At 71.1% G+C, this 17,621-nt stretch carries 16 protein-coding genes; 12 read left to right on the forward strand and 4 right to left on the reverse strand.

What is annotated here, in order from left to right:
* Positions 1-24: 24 nt before the first annotated feature.
* Both JHB91_RS05980 and JHB91_RS05985 read right to left on the reverse strand, forming a co-directional pair.
* Positions 25-867 (reverse strand): DUF4349 domain-containing protein, encoded by an 843-nt coding sequence (locus JHB91_RS05980; protein WP_199472081.1) that lies wholly within the window; start codon positions 865-867, stop codon positions 25-27.
* Positions 864-2,768 carry an alpha/beta fold hydrolase gene (locus JHB91_RS05985; protein WP_199472082.1) on the reverse strand — a complete coding sequence of 635 codons (1,905 nt, stop codon included), beginning with the start codon at positions 2,766-2,768 and terminating at the stop codon, positions 864-866. The genes JHB91_RS05980 and JHB91_RS05985 overlap by 4 nt, the downstream gene beginning before the upstream one ends.
* A gap of 187 nt (positions 2,769-2,955) precedes the next feature.
* On the opposite strand from JHB91_RS05985, the gene JHB91_RS05990 reads away from it, so the two are divergent.
* Positions 2,956-4,767, forward strand: coding sequence for a DUF885 domain-containing protein (locus JHB91_RS05990; protein ID WP_199472083.1), 1,812 nt, complete (start codon positions 2,956-2,958; stop codon positions 4,765-4,767).
* Between the two features lie 51 nt (positions 4,768-4,818).
* Here JHB91_RS05990 and JHB91_RS05995 read toward each other — a convergent pair whose 3' ends face one another.
* Complete coding sequence (locus JHB91_RS05995; protein WP_199472084.1) at positions 4,819-6,420, reverse strand: serine hydrolase; 1,602 nt, start codon at positions 6,418-6,420, stop codon at positions 4,819-4,821.
* A gap of 60 nt (positions 6,421-6,480) precedes the next feature.
* Between JHB91_RS05995 and JHB91_RS06000 the strand changes: the two genes are divergently transcribed.
* The 8 genes from JHB91_RS06000 to JHB91_RS06035 all read left to right on the forward strand — a co-directional run bounded on the left by JHB91_RS06000 (position 6,481) and on the right by JHB91_RS06035 (position 14,552).
* Positions 6,481-7,308, forward strand: coding sequence for a DUF72 domain-containing protein (locus tag JHB91_RS06000; protein WP_199472085.1), 828 nt, complete (start codon positions 6,481-6,483; stop codon positions 7,306-7,308).
* Positions 7,309-7,426: 118 nt separating this feature from the next.
* Positions 7,427-8,398: an aldo/keto reductase gene (locus tag JHB91_RS06005; RefSeq protein WP_199472086.1), complete on the forward strand. Its 972-nt coding sequence runs from the start codon at positions 7,427-7,429 to the stop codon at positions 8,396-8,398.
* The gene (locus tag JHB91_RS06010; protein ID WP_199472087.1) at positions 8,398-9,672 is read left to right on the forward strand and encodes an MFS transporter; all 1,275 of its coding nucleotides are present in this window, start codon (positions 8,398-8,400) and stop codon (positions 9,670-9,672) included. Before JHB91_RS06005 ends, JHB91_RS06010 begins: the two co-directional genes overlap by 1 nt.
* Before the next feature lie 47 nt (positions 9,673-9,719).
* Positions 9,720-10,661: a DMT family transporter gene (locus tag JHB91_RS06015; RefSeq protein ID WP_199472088.1), complete on the forward strand. Its 942-nt coding sequence runs from the start codon at positions 9,720-9,722 to the stop codon at positions 10,659-10,661.
* A gap of 2 nt (positions 10,662-10,663) precedes the next feature.
* Positions 10,664-12,433 (forward strand): ExeA family protein, encoded by a 1,770-nt coding sequence (locus tag JHB91_RS06020; protein WP_199472089.1) that lies wholly within the window; start codon positions 10,664-10,666, stop codon positions 12,431-12,433.
* A 10-nt stretch (positions 12,434-12,443) separates the two neighbouring features.
* Positions 12,444-13,253, forward strand: coding sequence for a general secretion pathway protein GspB (locus JHB91_RS06025; RefSeq protein WP_199472090.1), 810 nt, complete (start codon positions 12,444-12,446; stop codon positions 13,251-13,253).
* A gap of 71 nt (positions 13,254-13,324) precedes the next feature.
* Positions 13,325-13,852 carry a sigma-70 family RNA polymerase sigma factor gene (locus tag JHB91_RS06030; protein WP_199472091.1) on the forward strand — a complete coding sequence of 176 codons (528 nt, stop codon included), beginning with the start codon at positions 13,325-13,327 and terminating at the stop codon, positions 13,850-13,852.
* A 1-nt stretch (position 13,853) separates the two neighbouring features.
* Complete coding sequence (locus tag JHB91_RS06035; protein WP_199472092.1) at positions 13,854-14,552, forward strand: hypothetical protein; 699 nt, start codon at positions 13,854-13,856, stop codon at positions 14,550-14,552.
* 7 nt (positions 14,553-14,559) lie between these two features.
* Here JHB91_RS06035 and JHB91_RS06040 read toward each other — a convergent pair whose 3' ends face one another.
* A complete protein-coding gene (locus JHB91_RS06040) occupies positions 14,560-14,949 on the reverse strand; it encodes an MAPEG family protein (RefSeq protein WP_199472093.1) in 390 nt (129 codons plus the stop codon).
* A gap of 112 nt (positions 14,950-15,061) precedes the next feature.
* Between JHB91_RS06040 and JHB91_RS06045 the strand changes: the two genes are divergently transcribed.
* The 3 genes from JHB91_RS06045 to JHB91_RS13910 are packed head-to-tail and all read left to right on the forward strand — an operon-like array spanning position 15,062 to position 17,606.
* Positions 15,062-15,289 carry an RNA-binding S4 domain-containing protein gene (locus JHB91_RS06045; protein WP_199375264.1) on the forward strand — a complete coding sequence of 76 codons (228 nt, stop codon included), beginning with the start codon at positions 15,062-15,064 and terminating at the stop codon, positions 15,287-15,289.
* On the forward strand, positions 15,286-15,843 hold the full coding sequence (locus JHB91_RS06050; protein ID WP_199472094.1) for a LemA family protein: 558 nt from the start codon (positions 15,286-15,288) through the stop codon (positions 15,841-15,843). Before JHB91_RS06045 ends, JHB91_RS06050 begins: the two co-directional genes overlap by 4 nt.
* Positions 15,840-17,606, forward strand: a complete 1,767-nt coding sequence (locus tag JHB91_RS13910) for a DUF2207 domain-containing protein (RefSeq protein ID WP_233398525.1) — start codon at positions 15,840-15,842, stop codon at positions 17,604-17,606. The genes JHB91_RS06050 and JHB91_RS13910 overlap by 4 nt, the downstream gene beginning before the upstream one ends.
* Positions 17,607-17,621 lie beyond the last annotated feature (15 nt).

Below are 17,621 nucleotides of genomic sequence, written 5' to 3' on the forward strand. Positions count from 1 at the left end.
GACCGCAGTTCCCGCCAGCGGCGGTCAGCCCTTGCGGCGGCGGCGCCAGCGACGCAGCAGCACCAGCAGGATCCCGAGCACGGCCACGAGTGGCAGCAGGAACGCCGCCGCGCGGATCGTCCACGCCGTGCCGGTCGCCAGGGTGGCGCCGATGTCGCGCACCGCGAGCGCGACCTCGTTGCGTCCCTGCTGGGTGCGCGTGGCCTGGAAATTGATCGTCAGCAGCTGGGTGTCGATGCGCCGGCGATGCTGTGCGGCTTGCTGCTCGATGGCTTCCAGCGCGGCCTCGGTCTCGGCCAGCCGCTGCGACAGCGCGATCATGTCGGCCACCGCCAGGTCGCGGCGCGCCTGGAACTCCTGCAGCCGCGCACGCTCGTTGCGCAGGCGCTCTGCGGCCAGCGCGTTGTCGCGCACCACCACGGCGAGATCCTCGGCGTGGGTGCTGCGATGGCCGAGCTCGGCACCGGCGCTGGCCAGCGCGATCATCGGCTCCACGCCTTCGGGCACGATGCGCACCCCGAGGCTGGCGCTGGGATAGTCGCCGCCCTGCTGCGACAGGTTGAGCACCACGCACGCACCGAAGCGCCCATCGTTGCATGCCGCCTGCGCCTCGCGCAGCCGCGGCTGGATCGCGTCGGGGGCCAGCGAGATGCCGGCGCTGTGCTCGTAGGCGAGGAATTCCTGCCCGCCCGCCGCAGGCGCTGCAGCATCCGCCATCGGTGCCGGTGCCGAGGCGGCGCCGTAGTCCATCGCCTCCGACCGTGACGCGTCCTGCGCACCACAAGCCGCGAGCAGCGCGACCAGGGGCAACGCCAACCAGCGCACTCGCCTGGAATCAAGCAGGTTGCAGCGTGCCATCATCGTCATTCTCGCTCGTCCGTGGAGCCGCCACCATATGGCATCGCCGTGGCGGCCGCGCCCTCGCCGGTTGGGAGGTGCTTCCCCAGGAACGCGAACACCCGGCGGTAGTACTCCCTGCGTGCGGTGTCCGAGAAGAATCCGTGCGTTTCCTCGCGCGGCAGGTACACCTCGTACGCCCTGCGGGCGTCATCCAGCGCGCGCCGCATCTCGCGCAGGTGCTGTGGCGGCACGCGTTCGTCGCGACCACCCTGCACCAGCAGCAGCGGCACCTGGATCCGCGCGGCATGCTGCGTGGGCGAGTTTTCGACCAGCGCCGCGCCGTCCCGACCCAGGGTCGTTTCAAGCCGGCCCTTGCCCCAGCGCGAGCGTCGGGTATCACCCCACGCGTACATGGTCGGCAGGTTGTAGGGCCCGGAGACCCCGATGGCACAGGCGTACATGTCCGGCTGTCGCACCGTGGCCATGACCGCCGCGTACCCTCCGTAGCTCGCTCCCCAGATGCAGGCACGGCGCGGATCGATGCCCGGCTGCGACTGCGCCCACCGCGTTGAATCGCTCAGGTCGTCCTGCATGCGGCCACCCCATTGCCGGTAGCCGGACTCGATGAAGGCGCGGCCGCGACCGCCGGAGCCACGGAAATTGACCTGCAGCACGGCGTAACCGCGCGCCGCGAGCATCTGCACTTCCTCGTCGAAGCCCCAGGCGTCGGAAACGCCGAAAGGACCGCCGTGGACCAGCACCACCAGGGGCGCGTCGGCGGCGGCGAGGGGTCGCGTGAGGTAACCGTGCAACACCACGCCGTCGCGCGCCGGGATGGTGACCGGCACCTGTCGCGCGAGCGTGTCGCGCTGCAGCCAATGGCGGCTGCGTACCAGCAGGCTGAGGTCACCGGTGGCGACGTCGAGAAGGTGGAAGGTGCCCGGCTCGCGGTCGCCCGAGACGTGGACGACGGCCTTCCGACCATCGCGCGTGGCGCTGCTCACCAGCACGCGGTCTTCCGGGAATGCGCTGGCAAGCTCGCGATACAGCTGCGCGTGCGGATGGGTCTCATCGAAGAAGCGCAGCGCGGGCACGCCCGTGCCGACCTGCACGCCGATCACTTCGCTGCGGTCGAACGAATGCACCAGCATGGCCGGGGTCAGTTCGGGGTCACTGGCCACGACCTCGCGGGCCCCGGTTTGCAGGTCGATCCGTTCGATGACATCCGGCCCCGCCAACCGCTCCGACCACAGGTAGCCATGGCGCAGGTCGTGGCTGGCGCCGATCGGAAACACCTCGACCCCGGAGGTGGACTCGTCGTTGACCGCGACCCACGCATCGCCGCGACGCAGGAACGTGCGCTGGATGTCGTCATCATCGGTGGCATGGGCGAAGATCGGCCGCCCGGTCCGGTCGGTGACGAAATTCGCATCCGGCACCGGGCCATCCACGATGTCGCGCAGCTTGCCGCGGCCGGTCGTGCTGGCCTCGCGCAGGCGGGTCTGGCACGCGCCACTCAAGACCTTGACGCACTCCGCCACCAGCACGCGTTCCTGGTCGTGGACCATCGGATCGACCACGCTGCCGTGGAATGCACGACGATTGCTGCCGTCGACGTCGATGCTCTGCAACGACCACATGCTGTAGGGCTCAGCCACGTTGCCGAACTTGCGGGACCACGTGGCAAACAGTCGTTCGTCGCCCACCCAGGCGGTGGCATCGACGTAGCCCTCCTTCCCGGGGTCGATCGTGGCGGTGGTGGTGCCATCGGCGCGGCGCACGATCGCGAGCACGGTGCGGTCATCGAACGGCAGCCGCATCGCCAGGTAGTCGCCGCGCGGCGAGATCGTGACGTCGAGATATTCGGCGCGGCGCAGCAGGGCTTCATCCGTCGGCGGTACCGCGGTGGCTGCGCCGATCGGCAGCAAGACCGCCAGCACCGCGCGCCACGCCCCCGCCCGACGCCGGGCAGCGACGCGCCCGCCCCGCGATCGCCTGTTCGTTCCCCCCATGGCCGCTCCCCTTCCCTGGCGCCAGAAGGTAAACCATCGGCCGATGCGCGTCGCGGGTCGGCAGCCTTATGCTGCCCCACTTTGCCGCCCCGAGGTCCACCGCATGTCCCGTCCGCTGCTTGCCACCTCCCTCCTCGCCCTGGCGCTCGCCGCCTGCCAGGCCCCGGCGCCCTCGACGCCCATCGGCACCGACGCCGCCGCCACGCAGGCCAACAGCAACGCGCAGGACGCGGCGTTTGCCGCGCTGTCGGCGCGCTTCCTCGACGAGGGCATGGCGCTCAGCCCGATCTCGGCAACGCAGGTCGGCGACCATCGTTTCGATACCGAGGTCGATGACCTCAGCGCCGCGGGCCGCCAGAAGTCGATCGACTGGGCGCGCGCGCTGCTCGCCGATCTCGACAAGGTCGATGCCTCGGCGCTGTCGCGCGAGAACCAGGTCGACGCGCTGATCCTGCGCAACGCGCTGGAAGGCACGCTGTGGGACATGGAAACCATGCAGAGCTGGGCCTGGGATCCGCAGGTGTACAGCGGCCTGGCCGGCGGCGCGATCTACAACCTGATGGCGCGCGAGTTCGCGCCGATGCCCGAGCGCCTGAAGTCCGCCGCCGTGCGCATGGAGAAGATCCCCGCGCTGCTGGCGCAGGCCCGCGAGAACCTCGACCCGGAACGCGTGCCGAAGACCCACGCGGAAACCGTGGCGAGGCAGAACAAGGGCGTGCTGACCCTGGTCGACACCTTCATCACTCCCAACGCCGACCAGCTCGCCGGTGCCGACCGTGCGCGCCTGGACGCCGGCGTCGCCACGCTGCGCAAGGCGGTGGAGGAGCACCAGAAGTGGCTCGACGGCACGCTCGTGCCGAACGCGAAGGGGGAGTTCCGCATCGGTGCGGAGCGCTACGACCAGAAGCTGAAGTTCTCGCTCAACTCCTCGCTGTCGCGGCAGGAGATCCACGACCGCGCCACGGCGGAGCTCGCACGCGTGCGCGACGAGATGTACGCCATCGCCCAGGTCGTGCTGAAGGACAAGCCCGGTGCGCCGGCCACGCCGGCCGCGCCCGATGACGACCAGCGCCAGGCCGCGATCGAGGCGGCGCTGGAGTTCGGCTATGCCGACAAGCCGGCGCGCGACGAGGTCGTGGACTTCGCCAAGTACACGCTGGCTGAAGCCACGAAGTTCGTGCGCGCCAAGGACCTGGTCACGGTGCCCGACGATCCGGTGAAGATCATCCTGATGCCGGAGTTCCAGCGCGGCTTCTCGGTCGCCTACTGCGACTCGCCCGGCCCGCTCGACAAGGGCCTCGACACCTACTACGCGATCTCGCCGATCCCCGACGAGTGGAGCGACAGCCAGGTCGATTCGTTCCTGCGCGAGTACAACAAGCGCCTGATCCACGTGCTCAGCATCCACGAGGCGATGCCCGGCCATTACCTCGAGGGCGCGCACTCCGCCAACCATCCGTCGACGCTGCGCGCGGTGATGCGTTCGGGTCCGTTCGCCGAAGGCTGGGCGGTCTACACCGAGCGCGTTGTTGCCGACGCCGGCTACCTCGACAACGACCCGCTGTTCCGCCTCATGCAGCTGAAGTTCTACGCGCGCGCGGTGGCCAACGCGATCCTCGACCAGGGCGTGCACGTGGAGAACTGGACGAAGGAGCAGGCGATGGACCTGATGGTGCGCCAGACCTTCCAGCAGCAGAGCGAGGCCGACGGCAAGTGGATCCGCGCGCAGCTGTCATCCACGCAGCTGGCGACCTACTTCGTCGGCGCGCAGGAGCACTTCGACATGCGCCGCGCGGTGGAAGCGAAGGAAGGCGACGCCTTCGACCTCAAGCGCTACCACGACCGCGTGCTCGCCCAGGGCGCGCCGCCGGTGCGGTTCGCGCGGCAGCTGCTGCTGGACGAGCCGATCCAGTAAGGCGATGCCGGCGGGTGCCCCCGTGCTTCGGGGGCACCTAGCTGTCGTGGCCTATTTCCCCGCGACCGGCACCAGGCGCAGGTCGTGGAAGTCGAAGCTGAAATCGGTCAGCGGCGACACCGCTTCCATCCGCACCTCGCGCACCTTGCCGTCATGGTCGAGGCTGAAGTCGACGAAGGCGTCGGCGTTGAGGGCGCGGTCGTGCCAGCGCACGATGTACGTGTCGTGCTGCCAGTGCTCCAGGGTGCCGACCAGCTGCGGGGTCTTCGCGAAACGCAGCTCCAGGCCCTTGCGACCCTCCGCGACGACCACATCGCCGTACCACGGGTCGCGATACGTCGCGGCATAGCCGCGCAACGGCAGTGACGGTTTGGACGTCGCGTCCCGCGCCGCGAGATGCTTCTTCCAGTCGTCGTCCGCACCGCCGCGCGCCTTCTCCACCGCCGCGGCATACGCGGCGATCCAGTCGGTTGGTGGCGCTTCGAGGTAGGCATCCAGCACCTGCATGGTGACCGCGTTGAACGCGGCACCGACCTCCTGGCTGGTCAGCACCACCACGCCCAGGCCGAGCTCCGGCACCAGCGTCAGCCGCGACACCATCCCCGGCCAGCCGCCGGTGTGCCAGACCAGCTTGCGGCCGCGGTAGTCGCTGACGCTCCAGGCCTCGCCATAGCCGGAAAACTGCGGCGTGGCGGCGGCGAGTCCCGGCACCGCCGGCGGGCGGATGGTGATCGGCGTCACCAGCGACCACATCTCGCGCTGGCGCTTTTCGCTGAACAACCGTGTCGCGCCGTCGCCCTCGCCCGAGAGCACCCCGCCGGCAAGCTGCACGCGCATCCACTGCGCCATGTCGCGGGCGCTGGAATAGATGCCGCCGGCCGCGGAGTTGTTGGCCCACGCCATGCGCGGCACCGGCACCGGCGCACCTTCGAAGCCGGGGCGTGCGTGGCCGCTGGCGACGTTGCGGTCCGATGGCCGCAGCGCATCGCTGTTGATGCGGCTGGCGTGCATGCCGACCGGTGCGAACAGGCGCTGCTGGACGAAATCGCCATACGCCTGCCCTGACACCTCTTCGATCACCAGCTGCGCCACCGCGTACAGCACGTTGTCGTAGGCGTAGCGCTCGCGGAAGCCGCCGCTGATCGGCACGTGCGCCAGGCGCTCCACCACTTCGCGCGTTGCGTACTGCGTGGGCGGCCAGAACAGCAGGTCGCCCGCGCCCAGGCCCAGGCCGCTGCGGTGCACCAGCAGGTCGCGCACGCGCATCTCGCGGGTGATGTAGGCATCGGCCATGCGGAACCACGGCAGGTGGTCGATGACGCGGTCGTCGAGCGACAGCTTGCCCTCGTCGGCCAGGATCGACAGCGCCGCGGAGGTGAAGCCCTTGGTGATCGAGGCGATCGCGAACAGGGTGTCGCCGTCGACCGGCTCCGGCTTGCCCACCTCGCGCACGCCATAGCCGCGCACCAGCACGACCTCGCCGTCCTTGACCACCGCCACGGCGATGCCCGGCACGTCGAAGCGCTTGCGCACCGCTTCAACATGCGCATCCAGGCCTGCGATCGGCGCCGCCGCATCGGCGGCGTCCCGGGCGTGCGTGCCAGGCACGGAGAACAGCAGCAGCGAGAAGAGGACGATGGTGGACTTGCGCATTCATGGACACCGGCATGGACTCGCGCCAGTATCGACGCCGACGTCGCGCAAGGCCACAGGATGGACCTGTCCCCCGACAACGCGATCACGCCGGTCGACGGCATCCGCACCGGCATTGGCGGCTGGACGTACGCGCCATGGCGCGACAACTTCTACCCCAAGGGCCTGGTGCAGCGTCGCGAGCTGGAGTACGCCAGCCGCCAGCTGTCCGCCATCGAGGTCAATGGCACGTACTACGGCGCGCAGAAGCCGCCGACGTATGCGAAATGGCGCGATGAAACCCCGCCCGGGTTCGTGTTCACAGCCAAGGCGCCGATGCGCATCGTGCAGTCGCGCACGCTGGCGAAGGCGGGTCCCCAGATCGAGGATTTCATCGGCGGCATTGCCGAGCTCGGCGACCGCCTTGGCCCGCTGCTCTGGCAGTTCGACCAGGGCAAGCCCCGCGACCGCGACGATTTCGCCGCGTTCCTCGCACTGCTGCCGCGCGAAACCGGTGGCCGCACGCTGCGCCACGTGCTCGACGTGCGCGACCCGGACTTCGTCGACGCCGGCTACATCGCGCTGGCGCGCGAACATGGCATGGCCACGGTGTTCACCGACTCCGAAGAACACCCCTCGTTCGCGGACGTGACCGCCGGCTTCGTCTATGCGCGATTGATGCGCGCGCGTGCGGAACTGGTCACCGGCTATCCGCGCGCCGAGCTCGTGCGCTGGGCGGCGCGCGCGCGGGAATGGGCCGCCGGCGGCGAGCCCGATGACCTTCCGCGCATCGGATCCGCGGGCGGCGCGGCGGTGCGGCGCGAGGTCTTCGTGTTCTTCATTGGCGCGGCCAAGGAACGCAATCCGGCTGCGGCGATGGCGCTGCACGCGCTGCTTGCACAAAGCTGACCCGGGCGCGCGCCTGCCGTCCGCGCGCCTGCAGTGACCGATGGGACTGGCCGCTGGATGTGATTGGCCGATCCTTTGAAAGCATCCGGGCACAGCCCGCACCGCAGGAGAAGTCGATATGCCATCCCGCCGCGAATTCCTGTCCGCCGCCTCGCTCGCCGCCACCGGCCTCGCACTTGCGCCGCTGGTCGCCTGCAGCCGCGACACCGGTGCAGGCGCAGGCACCCCGGCCAGGGGCACGGCGCAGGGCGCTGCCGCTGCAGCCGGCGCCATGCTCGCCCGCCCCATTCCGTCCACCGGCGAACTGCTCCCCGTGATCGGCGCCGGCACCTCCGGCAGCTACGAGGTGCCGCTCGCGTCGCCGGAATACAGCGCGCTCAAGGAGGTCGTGCGGATCTTCTTCGAAGGCGGCGGCAGCGTGATCGACACCTCGCCCAACTACGGCAATGCCGAGGACGTCGTGGGCGCCCTGCTCGATGAAGGCGGCTGGCGCGAGCGCTGCTTCCTCGCCACCAAGCTCGCCGCCGACACCCGCCCCGCGCTCGAAGCGCAGTGGGCGGATTCGCTGCGCCGGCTGCGCACCGACAAGGTGGAGCTGCTTGCCATCCACAACCTGCGCAACCTGGCCGAGGCCATGCCGTTCGCCCGCGAGCTCAAGGCGCAGGGCCTGGTGAAGTACATCGGACTCACCCATTTCCAGGACAACCGCCACGCCGACCTGCTTCAGGCGATGACCGCCGAGAAGCCCGACTTCATCCAGGTGAACTACTCGGTCGGCTCGCCGGCCGCGGCGTCGACGCTGCTGCCCGCGGCGCGCGACCAGGGCGTCGCGGTGATGATCAACCGCGCCTTCGAGGACGGAAAGCTGTTCGCCGAGGTGGGCGGTCGCGCGCTGCCGGGCTGGGCGGCGGAAGCCGGCATCGACTCCTGGGCGCAGATGTTCCTCAAGTTCGTGATCAGCCATCCGGCGGTCACCGTGGTCATCCCGGCCACCGGCAAGCCCGAACGCCAGGCGGACCAGCTCAAGGCCGGGCACGGCGCGCTGCTGACGCAGGCGCAGCAGGACGAAGTGGTCGCGATCTTCATCTGATGGCGGCTCCCATCGCCCGCTGGCTGGGCCGTGCATTCGACGTGCAGGAGGACGAGGCCGGCGCGGTGATCGCCGGCTTCGCGCTGTTCTTCCTGCTGTTCGCCGGGTATTTCATGCTGCGGCCAGTGCGCGAGACCATGGGTATCGCCGGCGGCGTGCGCAACCTGCAGTGGCTGTTCACCGGCACGTTCGTGGCCACGCTTGCGGTAATGCCGCTGTTCGGCTGGATCGCGGGCCGCGTGCGGCGGCGGCGCATCCTGTACTGGGTCTATGGCTTCTTCACCGCCAACCTGCTGCTGTTCGCGCTCGCGTTCGCGCTGTGGCCGGGCGATCCGTGGATCGCGCGTGCGTTCTACATCTGGCTGTCGGTGTTCAACCTGGTGGCGATTTCGGTCGGCTGGAGCGTGCTGGTCGATGTGTTCACCACCGCGCAGGCCAAACGCCTGTTCGCGCTGATGGCCGCGGGCGCCAGCCTGGGCGGACTGGCCGGGCCGCTGGCGGGCGTGTTCCTGGTCGGCGTGCTGGGTCACTCCGGCCTGGTGCTGGTGGCCGCGCTGCTGCTGCTGGCATCGACCGTCGCGGCACGCCACCTGCATCGCTGGCGCGATGCACGCCCGCTCGACGATGCGTCGGACCTGCAGCGCCAGCGCCCGCTCGGCGGCAGCCCGCTGGCCGGCGCCACCGACGTGTTCCGGTCGCCGTACCTGCTCGGCATCGCGGTGTTCGTGGTGCTGCTGGCCAGCGTCACCACGTTCCTGTACTTCGAGCAGGCGCGGCTGGTGGAAGCGCGCTTCCCGGACCCCACCGACCAGACCCGCGTGTTCGGCATCATCGACACCGTGGTGCAGGCGCTGGCGATCCTGTCGCAGCTGTTCATCACCGGCCGCGTGGCGCGCACCCTGGGCGTCGGCGCGCTGCTGGTGGCGGTGCCGGTGGTGGTGGCCGCGGGCTTCCTGTGGCTGGCGTTCGCACCCACCTTCGCGGTGCTGGCGGTGGTGATGGTGGTGCGCCGCGCGGGCGAATACGCGTTCGTGCGCCCGGGCCGCGAGATGCTGTACACGGTCGTGCCGGCGGAGGCCAAGTACAAGGCGAAGAACTTCAACGACACCGTGGTCTACCGCGGCGCCGATGCGGTCAGCGGCTGGGTCAAGGCGGGCATCGACATGGTCGCGCAGCAGCCGGCTGTGGCGATGGTGCTGGGCACCGTGATCGCCCTCGCCTGGAGCGCCAACGGCGCGTGGCTGGCGCGTGCGCAGCGCCGCCTCGCCAGCTGAGCACTTCTCGCGCACACTGCCCCACCCCACTCCGCCGCCCGTTTCCGATGACTCCCAGCGCCAAGGCCCACTGGCAGATCCACCTCTGCGTCCTGCTGTGGGGCTTCACCGCGATCCTCGGCAAGGTGATCACGCTGCAGGCGCTGCCGCTGGTGTGGTGGCGGATGCTGCTGGTCGCCGCGACCCTGCTGCTGGTGCCACGCGTGTGGCGCGGGCTGCGCGCCATGCCGCGCCGGCTGCTGCTGTCGTATGCCGGGATCGGCGTGCTGGTGGCCCTGCACTGGCTCACGTTCTACGGCGCCATCAAGCTGTCGAACGCGTCGGTGGCGGCGACCTGCATGGCGTTCGCCACGGTGTTCGTGGCGATGATCGAACCCAAGCTCGCGCACCGGAAATTCTCGCGCGCCGAACTCGCGCTCGGCGTCGCCGTGCTGCCGGGCGTGGCGCTGGTGGTCGGCGGCATCCCCGACGACATGCGCATCGGCGTGCTGGTGGGCGCGGTGTCGGCGCTGTTCGTGGCGCTGTTCGGCTCGCTCAACAAGCGCCTGGTGGACCATGCCGACCCGCTGACCGTGACCGCGGTGGAGCTGGGTGCCGGCACCATCGCGCTGACCGTGCTGGCGCCCTTGATGCCGCTGGTGTTCCCGGCGCTGGCCGGGCCCCTGTTCGTGCTGCCCGGCGCGCACGATGCCGGCTACCTGCTGCTGCTGGCCTTCGCCTGCACGCTGTTCCCGTTCGCCCTGTCGCTGGTGGCGCTGCGCCACATGAGCGCGTTCTCGGCGCAGCTGGCGGTGAACCTGGAGCCGATCTACGCCATCATGCTGGCGATCGTGCTGCTCTCCGAGCAGCAGGAGCTGTCGACGCGCTTCTACCTGGGCGTGGCGATCATCCTGGCCGCGGTGCTGGTGCACCCGCTCATCGCGCGGCCGCGGCGGATCCGCCATGCGGAGACGCTGGCCACCGGCGAAGCGCGGGACGTGACGGAGTAGGCATGTACCTCGCGCACTACGGACTCACCGAGCCGCCGTTCTCGATCACGCCTGATCCGCGCTTCGTGTTCCTGGGCGAGCGCCACCGCGACGCGCTCGCGCACCTGATGTTCGGCATCACCCAGGGCGGTGGCGGCGGCTTCGTGCAGCTGACCGGCGAGGTCGGCACCGGCAAGACCACGCTCAGCCGGCTGCTGCTCGGGCAGCTGCCGGACAACGTGCGCGTGGCGCTGGTGCTCAATCCGCGCGTCGATCCGACGCAGTTGCTGGAAACGGTGTGCGAGGAGCTGCGCATCGACCTCGACGGCCGCCGCGGCAACGCCAAGGCGCTCATCGACGCACTCAACGCCCACCTGCTCGACGCCTACGCACAGGGCCTGCGCGTGGTGCTGGTGGTGGACGAGGCGCAGGCGCTGTCGGTGGACACGCTGGAGCAGGTGCGCCTGCTGACCAACCTCGAGACCGACACCCAGAAGCTGCTGCAGGTGATCCTGATCGGCCAGCCCGAGCTGCGCGACATGCTCGGGCGCCCGGACCTGCGCCAGCTGGCGCAGCGCATCACCGCGCGCTTCCACCTCACGCCGCTGGATGCCGCGGGCACCGCCGACTACCTGCGCCATCGCTTCCGCATCGCCGGCGGCCAGCATTTCCCGTTCGACGCCGGCGCCGTACAGCGCATCCACCTGCGCAGCGGTGGCATTCCGCGGCTGGTGAACGTGATCGCCGAGCGTGCGCTGCTCGCCGGCTACGCGCGCGACCGCGCCACGCTCGATGCCGCGCTGGTCGAGGAAGCCGCGCGCGAAGCGTTGCCACCGCCGGTGCACGCCACAGCGCGATCGCGCCGCTGGATGCTGGCGGCCGCAGGCGTGGGCGCCGCGGCGGTGCTGGCGATCGCGCTGGCCGCGCTGCTGCCGCGCGCGGATGCACCGCGCGCGGTCAACGCGGCGGACGATGCTTCGCGTGCATCGGGCACCGTCGCCATGGCCGCCGACGTGGACGGCGCGGCGTCCCCGGCGGCAGCTGCGGGCGCCGCGGCCGTGGCGACGGGCGTCTCCGCCAACAACGCATCGGCTGCGCGAATCGCCGCGCAAGGCGCGGATGCGGCCACGCTGGCCACGTACATCGCGGATGCAGCCAGCAGGCGCGCGGAAGAACGCGCCGACGGCGACACGGAGACAGCCGCCACCGGCAGCAGCGAACAGCGCGCGTGGCAGGCGCTGCTTGCCGCCTGGGACCTGCCCACCACGCTGGACGACGCGCGCGCGGCGTCCGCCTGCGCGCGGGTGATCGCACCCGGCACCTACTGCGTGCGTGGCAATGCCCACCTCGACCGCCTGGTGGCGATCGGCCGGCCGGCACTGCTGCAGCTGGAAGCGGACGGCCGCCAGGCGTGGGCACTGCTGCAGGCGTCCGACGGCGGGCGGGCGCGCCTGCTGCTGGACGGCCGCACGCTGGATGTCGACCGCGCAACCCTGCAGCAGGCGTGGAACGGCCGCTACGCCGCGGTCTGGCGCGCGCCGGCGGCGCTTGCCGATGTGCCGGAGCAAGGCCAGCAGGGCGCCGCCGTCGACTGGCTGCGCGCACGGCTCGTGACTGAAGGCGTGGCCGCCCAGGCAGCGGACGGCGCGGCGTTCGATGCCGCCCTGGCCGCATCGGTGCTGCGCTTCCAGCGCGCGCGTGGCCTCGCAGTCGACGGCGTGGTCGGGCCCGAAACACTGTTCGCGCTGGCCGCGAACGATGACGGCCCGCGCCTCGCGCGGACCCTGGATTGAGGGCGCGCCGATGTCGCTGATCCTCGAAGCCCTGCGCAAGTCCGAAGCCGAGCGCCGCCGCGGCGAGGTTCCCGGGCTGCGCGTCGAGTTGCCGCCGCTGGCGCCGCGCGCGCGTCGCGGCATGCCGGCGTGGGCCTGGTTTGCGCTCGCCGGTGTCGCCCTCGCCGCGGTCCTGGCGTTCGTGGCGCTGCGCGACGTCGACCCGGCGCCCGCTGATCCAGTGCGCGACGCTGCCGCTGGGGGCGATGACGGGACGGGTGCTGGCGCCACATCACCCGCCGCCGCGCAGGACACCGCCGCCCCCGTCGATGCACGCCCGGCAGGCGCTGCAGCGACCGCCGACGTCGACGCCGGCACGGACATCCTGCCCCGCGTCGAGCGCATCGTCGCGCCAGCGCCCGGGCTCGCGCCCGTACCGGCGCAGCCACAGGCAGTCGTTGACGCAACGCCGGCACCGACACCAGGCGCCACGCCACGGGCAACCGCGGCAGCAGCAGACATCCCGCGCACTCCAGCGCCGTCGGCGGCCGCGCCAGCGGATCCGCCGCCGCCACGTCCCGCAGCTGCCACGCCCGCGCCCTTGCCAGCCCACGACCTGCCGCGCATCGCCGAACTCCCCGCCAGCCAGCGCGAGCGCCTGCCGGCGCTGAAGATGACCATGCACATGTGGAACGCCGATCCGTCGCGGCGTTTCGTGATCGTCGACGGCCAGCGCCTGGTGGAAGGCGACCGCGTCGGCGAGGCCACGGTGCGCACGATCGATGCCGATGGGGTCGTGCTGGACCTTGACGGACAGCCGCTGCGCCTGCCCCTGCGCTAGCGCGTGACAAACCCGACGGTGCGGCGAACCACCCCGGTGTCACGCATGATCGCGGCCGGAGCCGCACGGGAATGGACAGCATCGCCAGCACGCACGCCACCGACGCCGACGCCTTCGCCGCGCTCCTCGACCGGCACCGCGGCATCGTCTTCAAGGTCGCCGGCACCTACGCCCGCGGCGCAGACCGCGACGACCTCGCACAGGAGATCGCCGCGCAGCTGTGGCGCGCCTGGCCGCGCTACGACGCGTCGCGGTCGTTCTCCACCTGGATGTACCGGATCGCGCTGAACGTCGGCATCTCGTTCCTGCGCGGCGAGGGCCAGCGCCGCCGGCACGCCGTGCCGCTCGACGACGCGCTGCACGACGTCGCCGACGACAACGTCCACGACCCGGTGCGCGACGACGGCCTGCGCCTGCTGCACGGCTTCATCGCCGCCCTCGCGCCGCTCGATCGCGCGCTCCTGCTGCTCTACCTCGAGGAGCGCGGCACGCGCGAGATGGCCGATGTGCTCGGCATCTCCGACAGCAACGTCACCACCCGCCTTTCCAGGCTGCGCCAGCGGCTGCGCGAGCACGCCGCCAACCAGGGACACCACTGACATGACCGCCAACGACATGGGCAGGCCGATGGAACTCGACGACCTCAAGCAGGCCTGGCAAACGCTCGGCAGACAGATGGAACGGCAGCAGGCGCTGAACCTGCAGCTGCTGCGCGAATCCCGGCTGGAACGCGCGCGCCGCGGCCTGCGCCCGCTGGTCATCGGCCAGCTGCTGCAGCTGCTCCTCGGCGTCGCGCTGGTGGTGCTGGGCGTCGCGTGCTGGACGCGCAACACGGAGGTCGCGCGCCTGTTCGCCAGCGGCATCATCGTCCACGCGTTCGGCGTGCTGACGGTGGCGCTGGCCGGCATCACGCTGGGCCTCGTCGCCAGCATCGACTACTCGGCGCCGGTGCTGCGCATCCAGCAGCAGATGGCACGGCTGCTGCGCTTCTATGGCGTCAACTCGAACCTTGCCGGCGCGCCGTGGTGGGTCATGTGGGTGCTGGTGGTGGTCGCCGTATCGGGGCTGGGCGCGGCCCCCGTGCAGGCCGCAACCCCGGTGTGGATCCAGGCGAGCCTCGCGATCGGCGTGGTCGGACTGCTGGGCACCTGGCTGTACGCCTGGCGCTCGCGGCGCGCGCGGGCAGCGTTGGATGTGGCGACAGATCCGGACGCACATGCCTGCGTCGCAGACGGCGGCGACGGCATCCGCCGCGGACAGCGCATCCTCGACGAGATCGCGCGCTTCGAACGCGAGTGAGGCGCGCTCAGAACAGCGCGGTCAGCACCATCAGGATGCCGAGCAGCGAGATTCCCCAGATCAGGCTGCGCACATAGGGAATGCCGGCCGCGTATGCCGGGATGTAGGCGACGCGCGCCCAGAAGTAGACCTGCGCACCGAGCACGGCGCGCTCCCCGCCCTGCCCCGACACGACCACCGCCAGCACCGCGGCGGCGAACATCGGAAAGGTCTCGAGAAAGTTGCCGAAGCTGCGGTTGACGCGGCCCGCCACGCCCTCGAGCGGCGGCATCGCGCCGTCGCGGGGGCCGGTGTTCCAGGCCAGTCCGCGCTGCGAGGTCTTGAGCGTGGCGTCGAGGAACAGGTGCACAAGGCCCAGCACGATCGCCCAGCCCAGGATCTGCAGTTCGGTGGTCATCGCAGCGTCTCCTCCCCCCCGGCGGCGTGCCGCGGCTGACGGCAGGGTAACGCCGATGGCGGCCCGGTTGCGCTAGGCTCGCCACTTTCCGAAAACCAGCGCCGGACCGCACATGCCACGCATCGAATTCGAACTCCAGGGCGAGCACGTCGAGCTCAACCAGCTGCTCAAACTGGCCGGGCTGTGCGACAGCGGCGGCGCCGGCAAGGCGCTGGTGGCCGCCGGCGCGGTACGCGTGGACGGCACCGTGGAAACCCGCAAGACCGCCAAGATCCGCGCCGGCCAGTACGTGCTGCTGGGCGATACCGAGATCGCGGTGCTGGCGGGCGACGCGCCGTGACCGCCGCGGTCGTCGCGCTGCTGCTGGCGGCGGCGCTGGTCGCGTGGGGGGTGTTCGCCTTCAACCGCCTTGTGCGCCTGCGCAACCAGGTGAAGACCGCCTGGGCGGATATCGACGTGCAGCTGCAGCGCCGCCACGACCTGGTGCCGCAGCTGGTCGCCGCGGTGCGCGGCTATGCCGGGCACGAGAGCACGCTGCTCGAAGCCGTCACCGCGCTGCGTGCGCAGGCGATGGCGGTCGCCAGCCCTGCGAAGCTCGGCGCGCTCGAGCAGGCGCTCGAGCAGGCGGTCGGCCGCCTGCTGCTGCTGCGCGAGGCCTATCCCGACCTCAAGGCCAACCAGAACTTCGCGCAGCTGCAGCGCGAACTGGTCGAGGTGGAAGAGCAGCTGCAATACGCGCGACGCTTCTACAACGGCGCGGTGCGCGACCTCAACGACGGCGTGCAGCGCGTGCCCGACCTGGTCGTGGCGCGCGCCTTCGGCTTCGGCGATGCCGAGTTCTTCCAGGCCGCCGAAGGCGGACGCGCGGCGCCGGCGGTGGAGCTGTCGCGATGAGCGGCGTGGCGTCCACGCTGCGCGCGCTGCTGGCCGCGGTGCTGCTGGTGCTTGCAGGCGCCGCGCAGGCCCAGGAACGCATCCTCGCCTACGACAGCGAAGTGCAGGTCAACGCCGACGGCAGCCTCGACGTGGTCGAGCGCATCCGCGTGCGCGCCGAGGGCGACAACATCCGCCGCGGCATCTACCGCGACTTCCCGACGCGCTACAAGGATCGCCACGGCAACAACGTGGTGGTCGGCTTCGACGTGGTGGACGTCGCGCGCGATGGCGCCGCCGAACCATGGTTCACGGAGCGAGTCGGCAACGGCGTACGCATCAACACCGGCAACGACGACCTGCTGCCGGTCCCCGCCGACTACACGTACACGCTGCGCTTCCGCACCACGCGCCAGGTGGGCTTCTTCGCCGGCCACGACGAGCTGTACTGGAACGCGATCGGCCACGGCTGGGACTTCGCCATCGAAACCGGCAGCGTCGAAGTGCGGCTGCCCGTGCCGGTGCCCGCGGGCGACCTGGTGGCGGAAGGCTACTCGGGCGCATACGGCACGCAGGGCGGTGATTTCGAGGCACGCATCGTCGCGCCCGGCGTCGCCCGCTGGACCTTGACCCGCCCGCTGCCGCCGCGCGAAGGGCTGACCACGGTGCTGTCATTCCCCAAGGGCGTGGTGGCCGCGCCGACGCGTTCGGACACGCTGTGGTGGCTGCTGCGCGACAACCTGTCGCTGCTCGCGGCGTTCGCCGGGCTGTTGCTGCTGGCGGCATTCTGCTGGCGGCGCTGGAACCGCATCGGCCGCGATCCCGCGACCGGCGTGGTGATCGCCCGCTACGATCCGCCGCGCGACGAATCGCCGGCGGCGCTGCGCTACATGGTGCGCCGCAGCTACGACAACCTCTGCCTGTCGTCGGAGCTGCTGGCCTGCGCGGTCAAGGGCGCGCTGACCATCGAGCGCGAGGAGCGCACGCTGGGCGACGCCTGGACGCTGCAGCGCAATCCCGGCCCGGCACCGATCGACAACGCCGACGAGCGCCGCCTGCTCGAAGCACTGCTGCCCGGCAGCGCCGGAAGGCTCGCGCTGAAGAAGGACAGCGCCACTCGCATCCAGGCGGCCATCGCCACCCACAGCAAGGCGTTCGCCAAGCGCTTCCAGCCGGCGATGTTCTCGCACAACGGCGGCAGCATCGCGATTGCCTGCGTCCTCTTCGCCGTCACCGTGGCGGCCACCCTGGTGCTGACCGCGATCAACGATGGCGGCGGCATGCCGTGGGCGCTGGTACCGCTGGGCCTGGCGCTGGTGGTGCTGATCACGTTCTGCATCGTGATCGGCGCGCCCACGCCCGAGGGACGCAAGCTCCTCGACGAGATCGAAGGCTTCAAGCGCTACCTGTCGGTGGCCGAACAGGACGACCTGGCGCGACTGGACGCACCCGCGAGCGCCGGCGGTGCGGGCCCCGAGCCCCAGCTCGACGCCGCGCGCTTCGAAGCCCTGCTGCCGTATGCGGTGGCGCTGGGCGTCGAGGACGCGTGGACGCGCCGGTTCACGCTCGCGGTCGGTGCCGCGGCCGCCGCCGCGGCCACCGCGGCCATCGCCTGGTACCAGGGCGGCAACTTCGGCAGCGTCGGCGACTTCACCAAGTCGGTCGGCAGTGCCCTGGGCACGCAGATCGCGTCGGCGTCGTCACCCCCCGGCAGCTCTTCGGGTGGCGGCGGTGGCGGCTTTTCCGGCGGCGGTGGTGGCGGTGGAGGTGGCGGTGGCCGCTGACGACACGCGCCGCGG

The organism is Luteimonas sp. MC1828, from assembly GCF_016461615.1.
In the GTDB taxonomy this organism is placed as follows: Bacteria; Pseudomonadota; Gammaproteobacteria; order Xanthomonadales; family Xanthomonadaceae; genus Luteimonas.

Bases quoted from the DNA above. Each gene is read 5' to 3' on its own strand.
- JHB91_RS05980 (WP_199472081.1), bottom strand. From the start codon at position 867: ATGACGATGATGGCACGCTGCAACCTGCTTGATTCCAGGCGAGTGCGC.
- JHB91_RS05990 (WP_199472083.1), top strand. From the start codon at position 2,956: ATGTCCCGTCCGCTGCTTGCCACCTCCCTCCTCGCCCTGGCGCTCGCC.
- JHB91_RS05995 (WP_199472084.1), bottom strand. From the start codon at position 6,420: ATGCGCAAGTCCACCATCGTCCTCTTCTCGCTGCTGCTGTTCTCCGTG.
- JHB91_RS06000 (WP_199472085.1), top strand. From the start codon at position 6,481: ATGGACCTGTCCCCCGACAACGCGATCACGCCGGTCGACGGCATCCGC.
- JHB91_RS06005 (WP_199472086.1), top strand. From the start codon at position 7,427: ATGCCATCCCGCCGCGAATTCCTGTCCGCCGCCTCGCTCGCCGCCACC.
- JHB91_RS06010 (WP_199472087.1), top strand. From the start codon at position 8,398: ATGGCGGCTCCCATCGCCCGCTGGCTGGGCCGTGCATTCGACGTGCAG.
- JHB91_RS06015 (WP_199472088.1), top strand. From the start codon at position 9,720: ATGACTCCCAGCGCCAAGGCCCACTGGCAGATCCACCTCTGCGTCCTG.
- JHB91_RS06020 (WP_199472089.1), top strand. From the start codon at position 10,664: ATGTACCTCGCGCACTACGGACTCACCGAGCCGCCGTTCTCGATCACG.
- JHB91_RS06025 (WP_199472090.1), top strand. From the start codon at position 12,444: ATGTCGCTGATCCTCGAAGCCCTGCGCAAGTCCGAAGCCGAGCGCCGC.
- JHB91_RS06030 (WP_199472091.1), top strand. From the start codon at position 13,325: ATGGACAGCATCGCCAGCACGCACGCCACCGACGCCGACGCCTTCGCC.
- JHB91_RS06035 (WP_199472092.1), top strand. From the start codon at position 13,854: ATGACCGCCAACGACATGGGCAGGCCGATGGAACTCGACGACCTCAAG.
- JHB91_RS06040 (WP_199472093.1), bottom strand. From the start codon at position 14,949: ATGACCACCGAACTGCAGATCCTGGGCTGGGCGATCGTGCTGGGCCTT.
- JHB91_RS06045 (WP_199375264.1), top strand. From the start codon at position 15,062: ATGCCACGCATCGAATTCGAACTCCAGGGCGAGCACGTCGAGCTCAAC.
- JHB91_RS13910 (WP_233398525.1), top strand. From the start codon at position 15,840: ATGAGCGGCGTGGCGTCCACGCTGCGCGCGCTGCTGGCCGCGGTGCTG.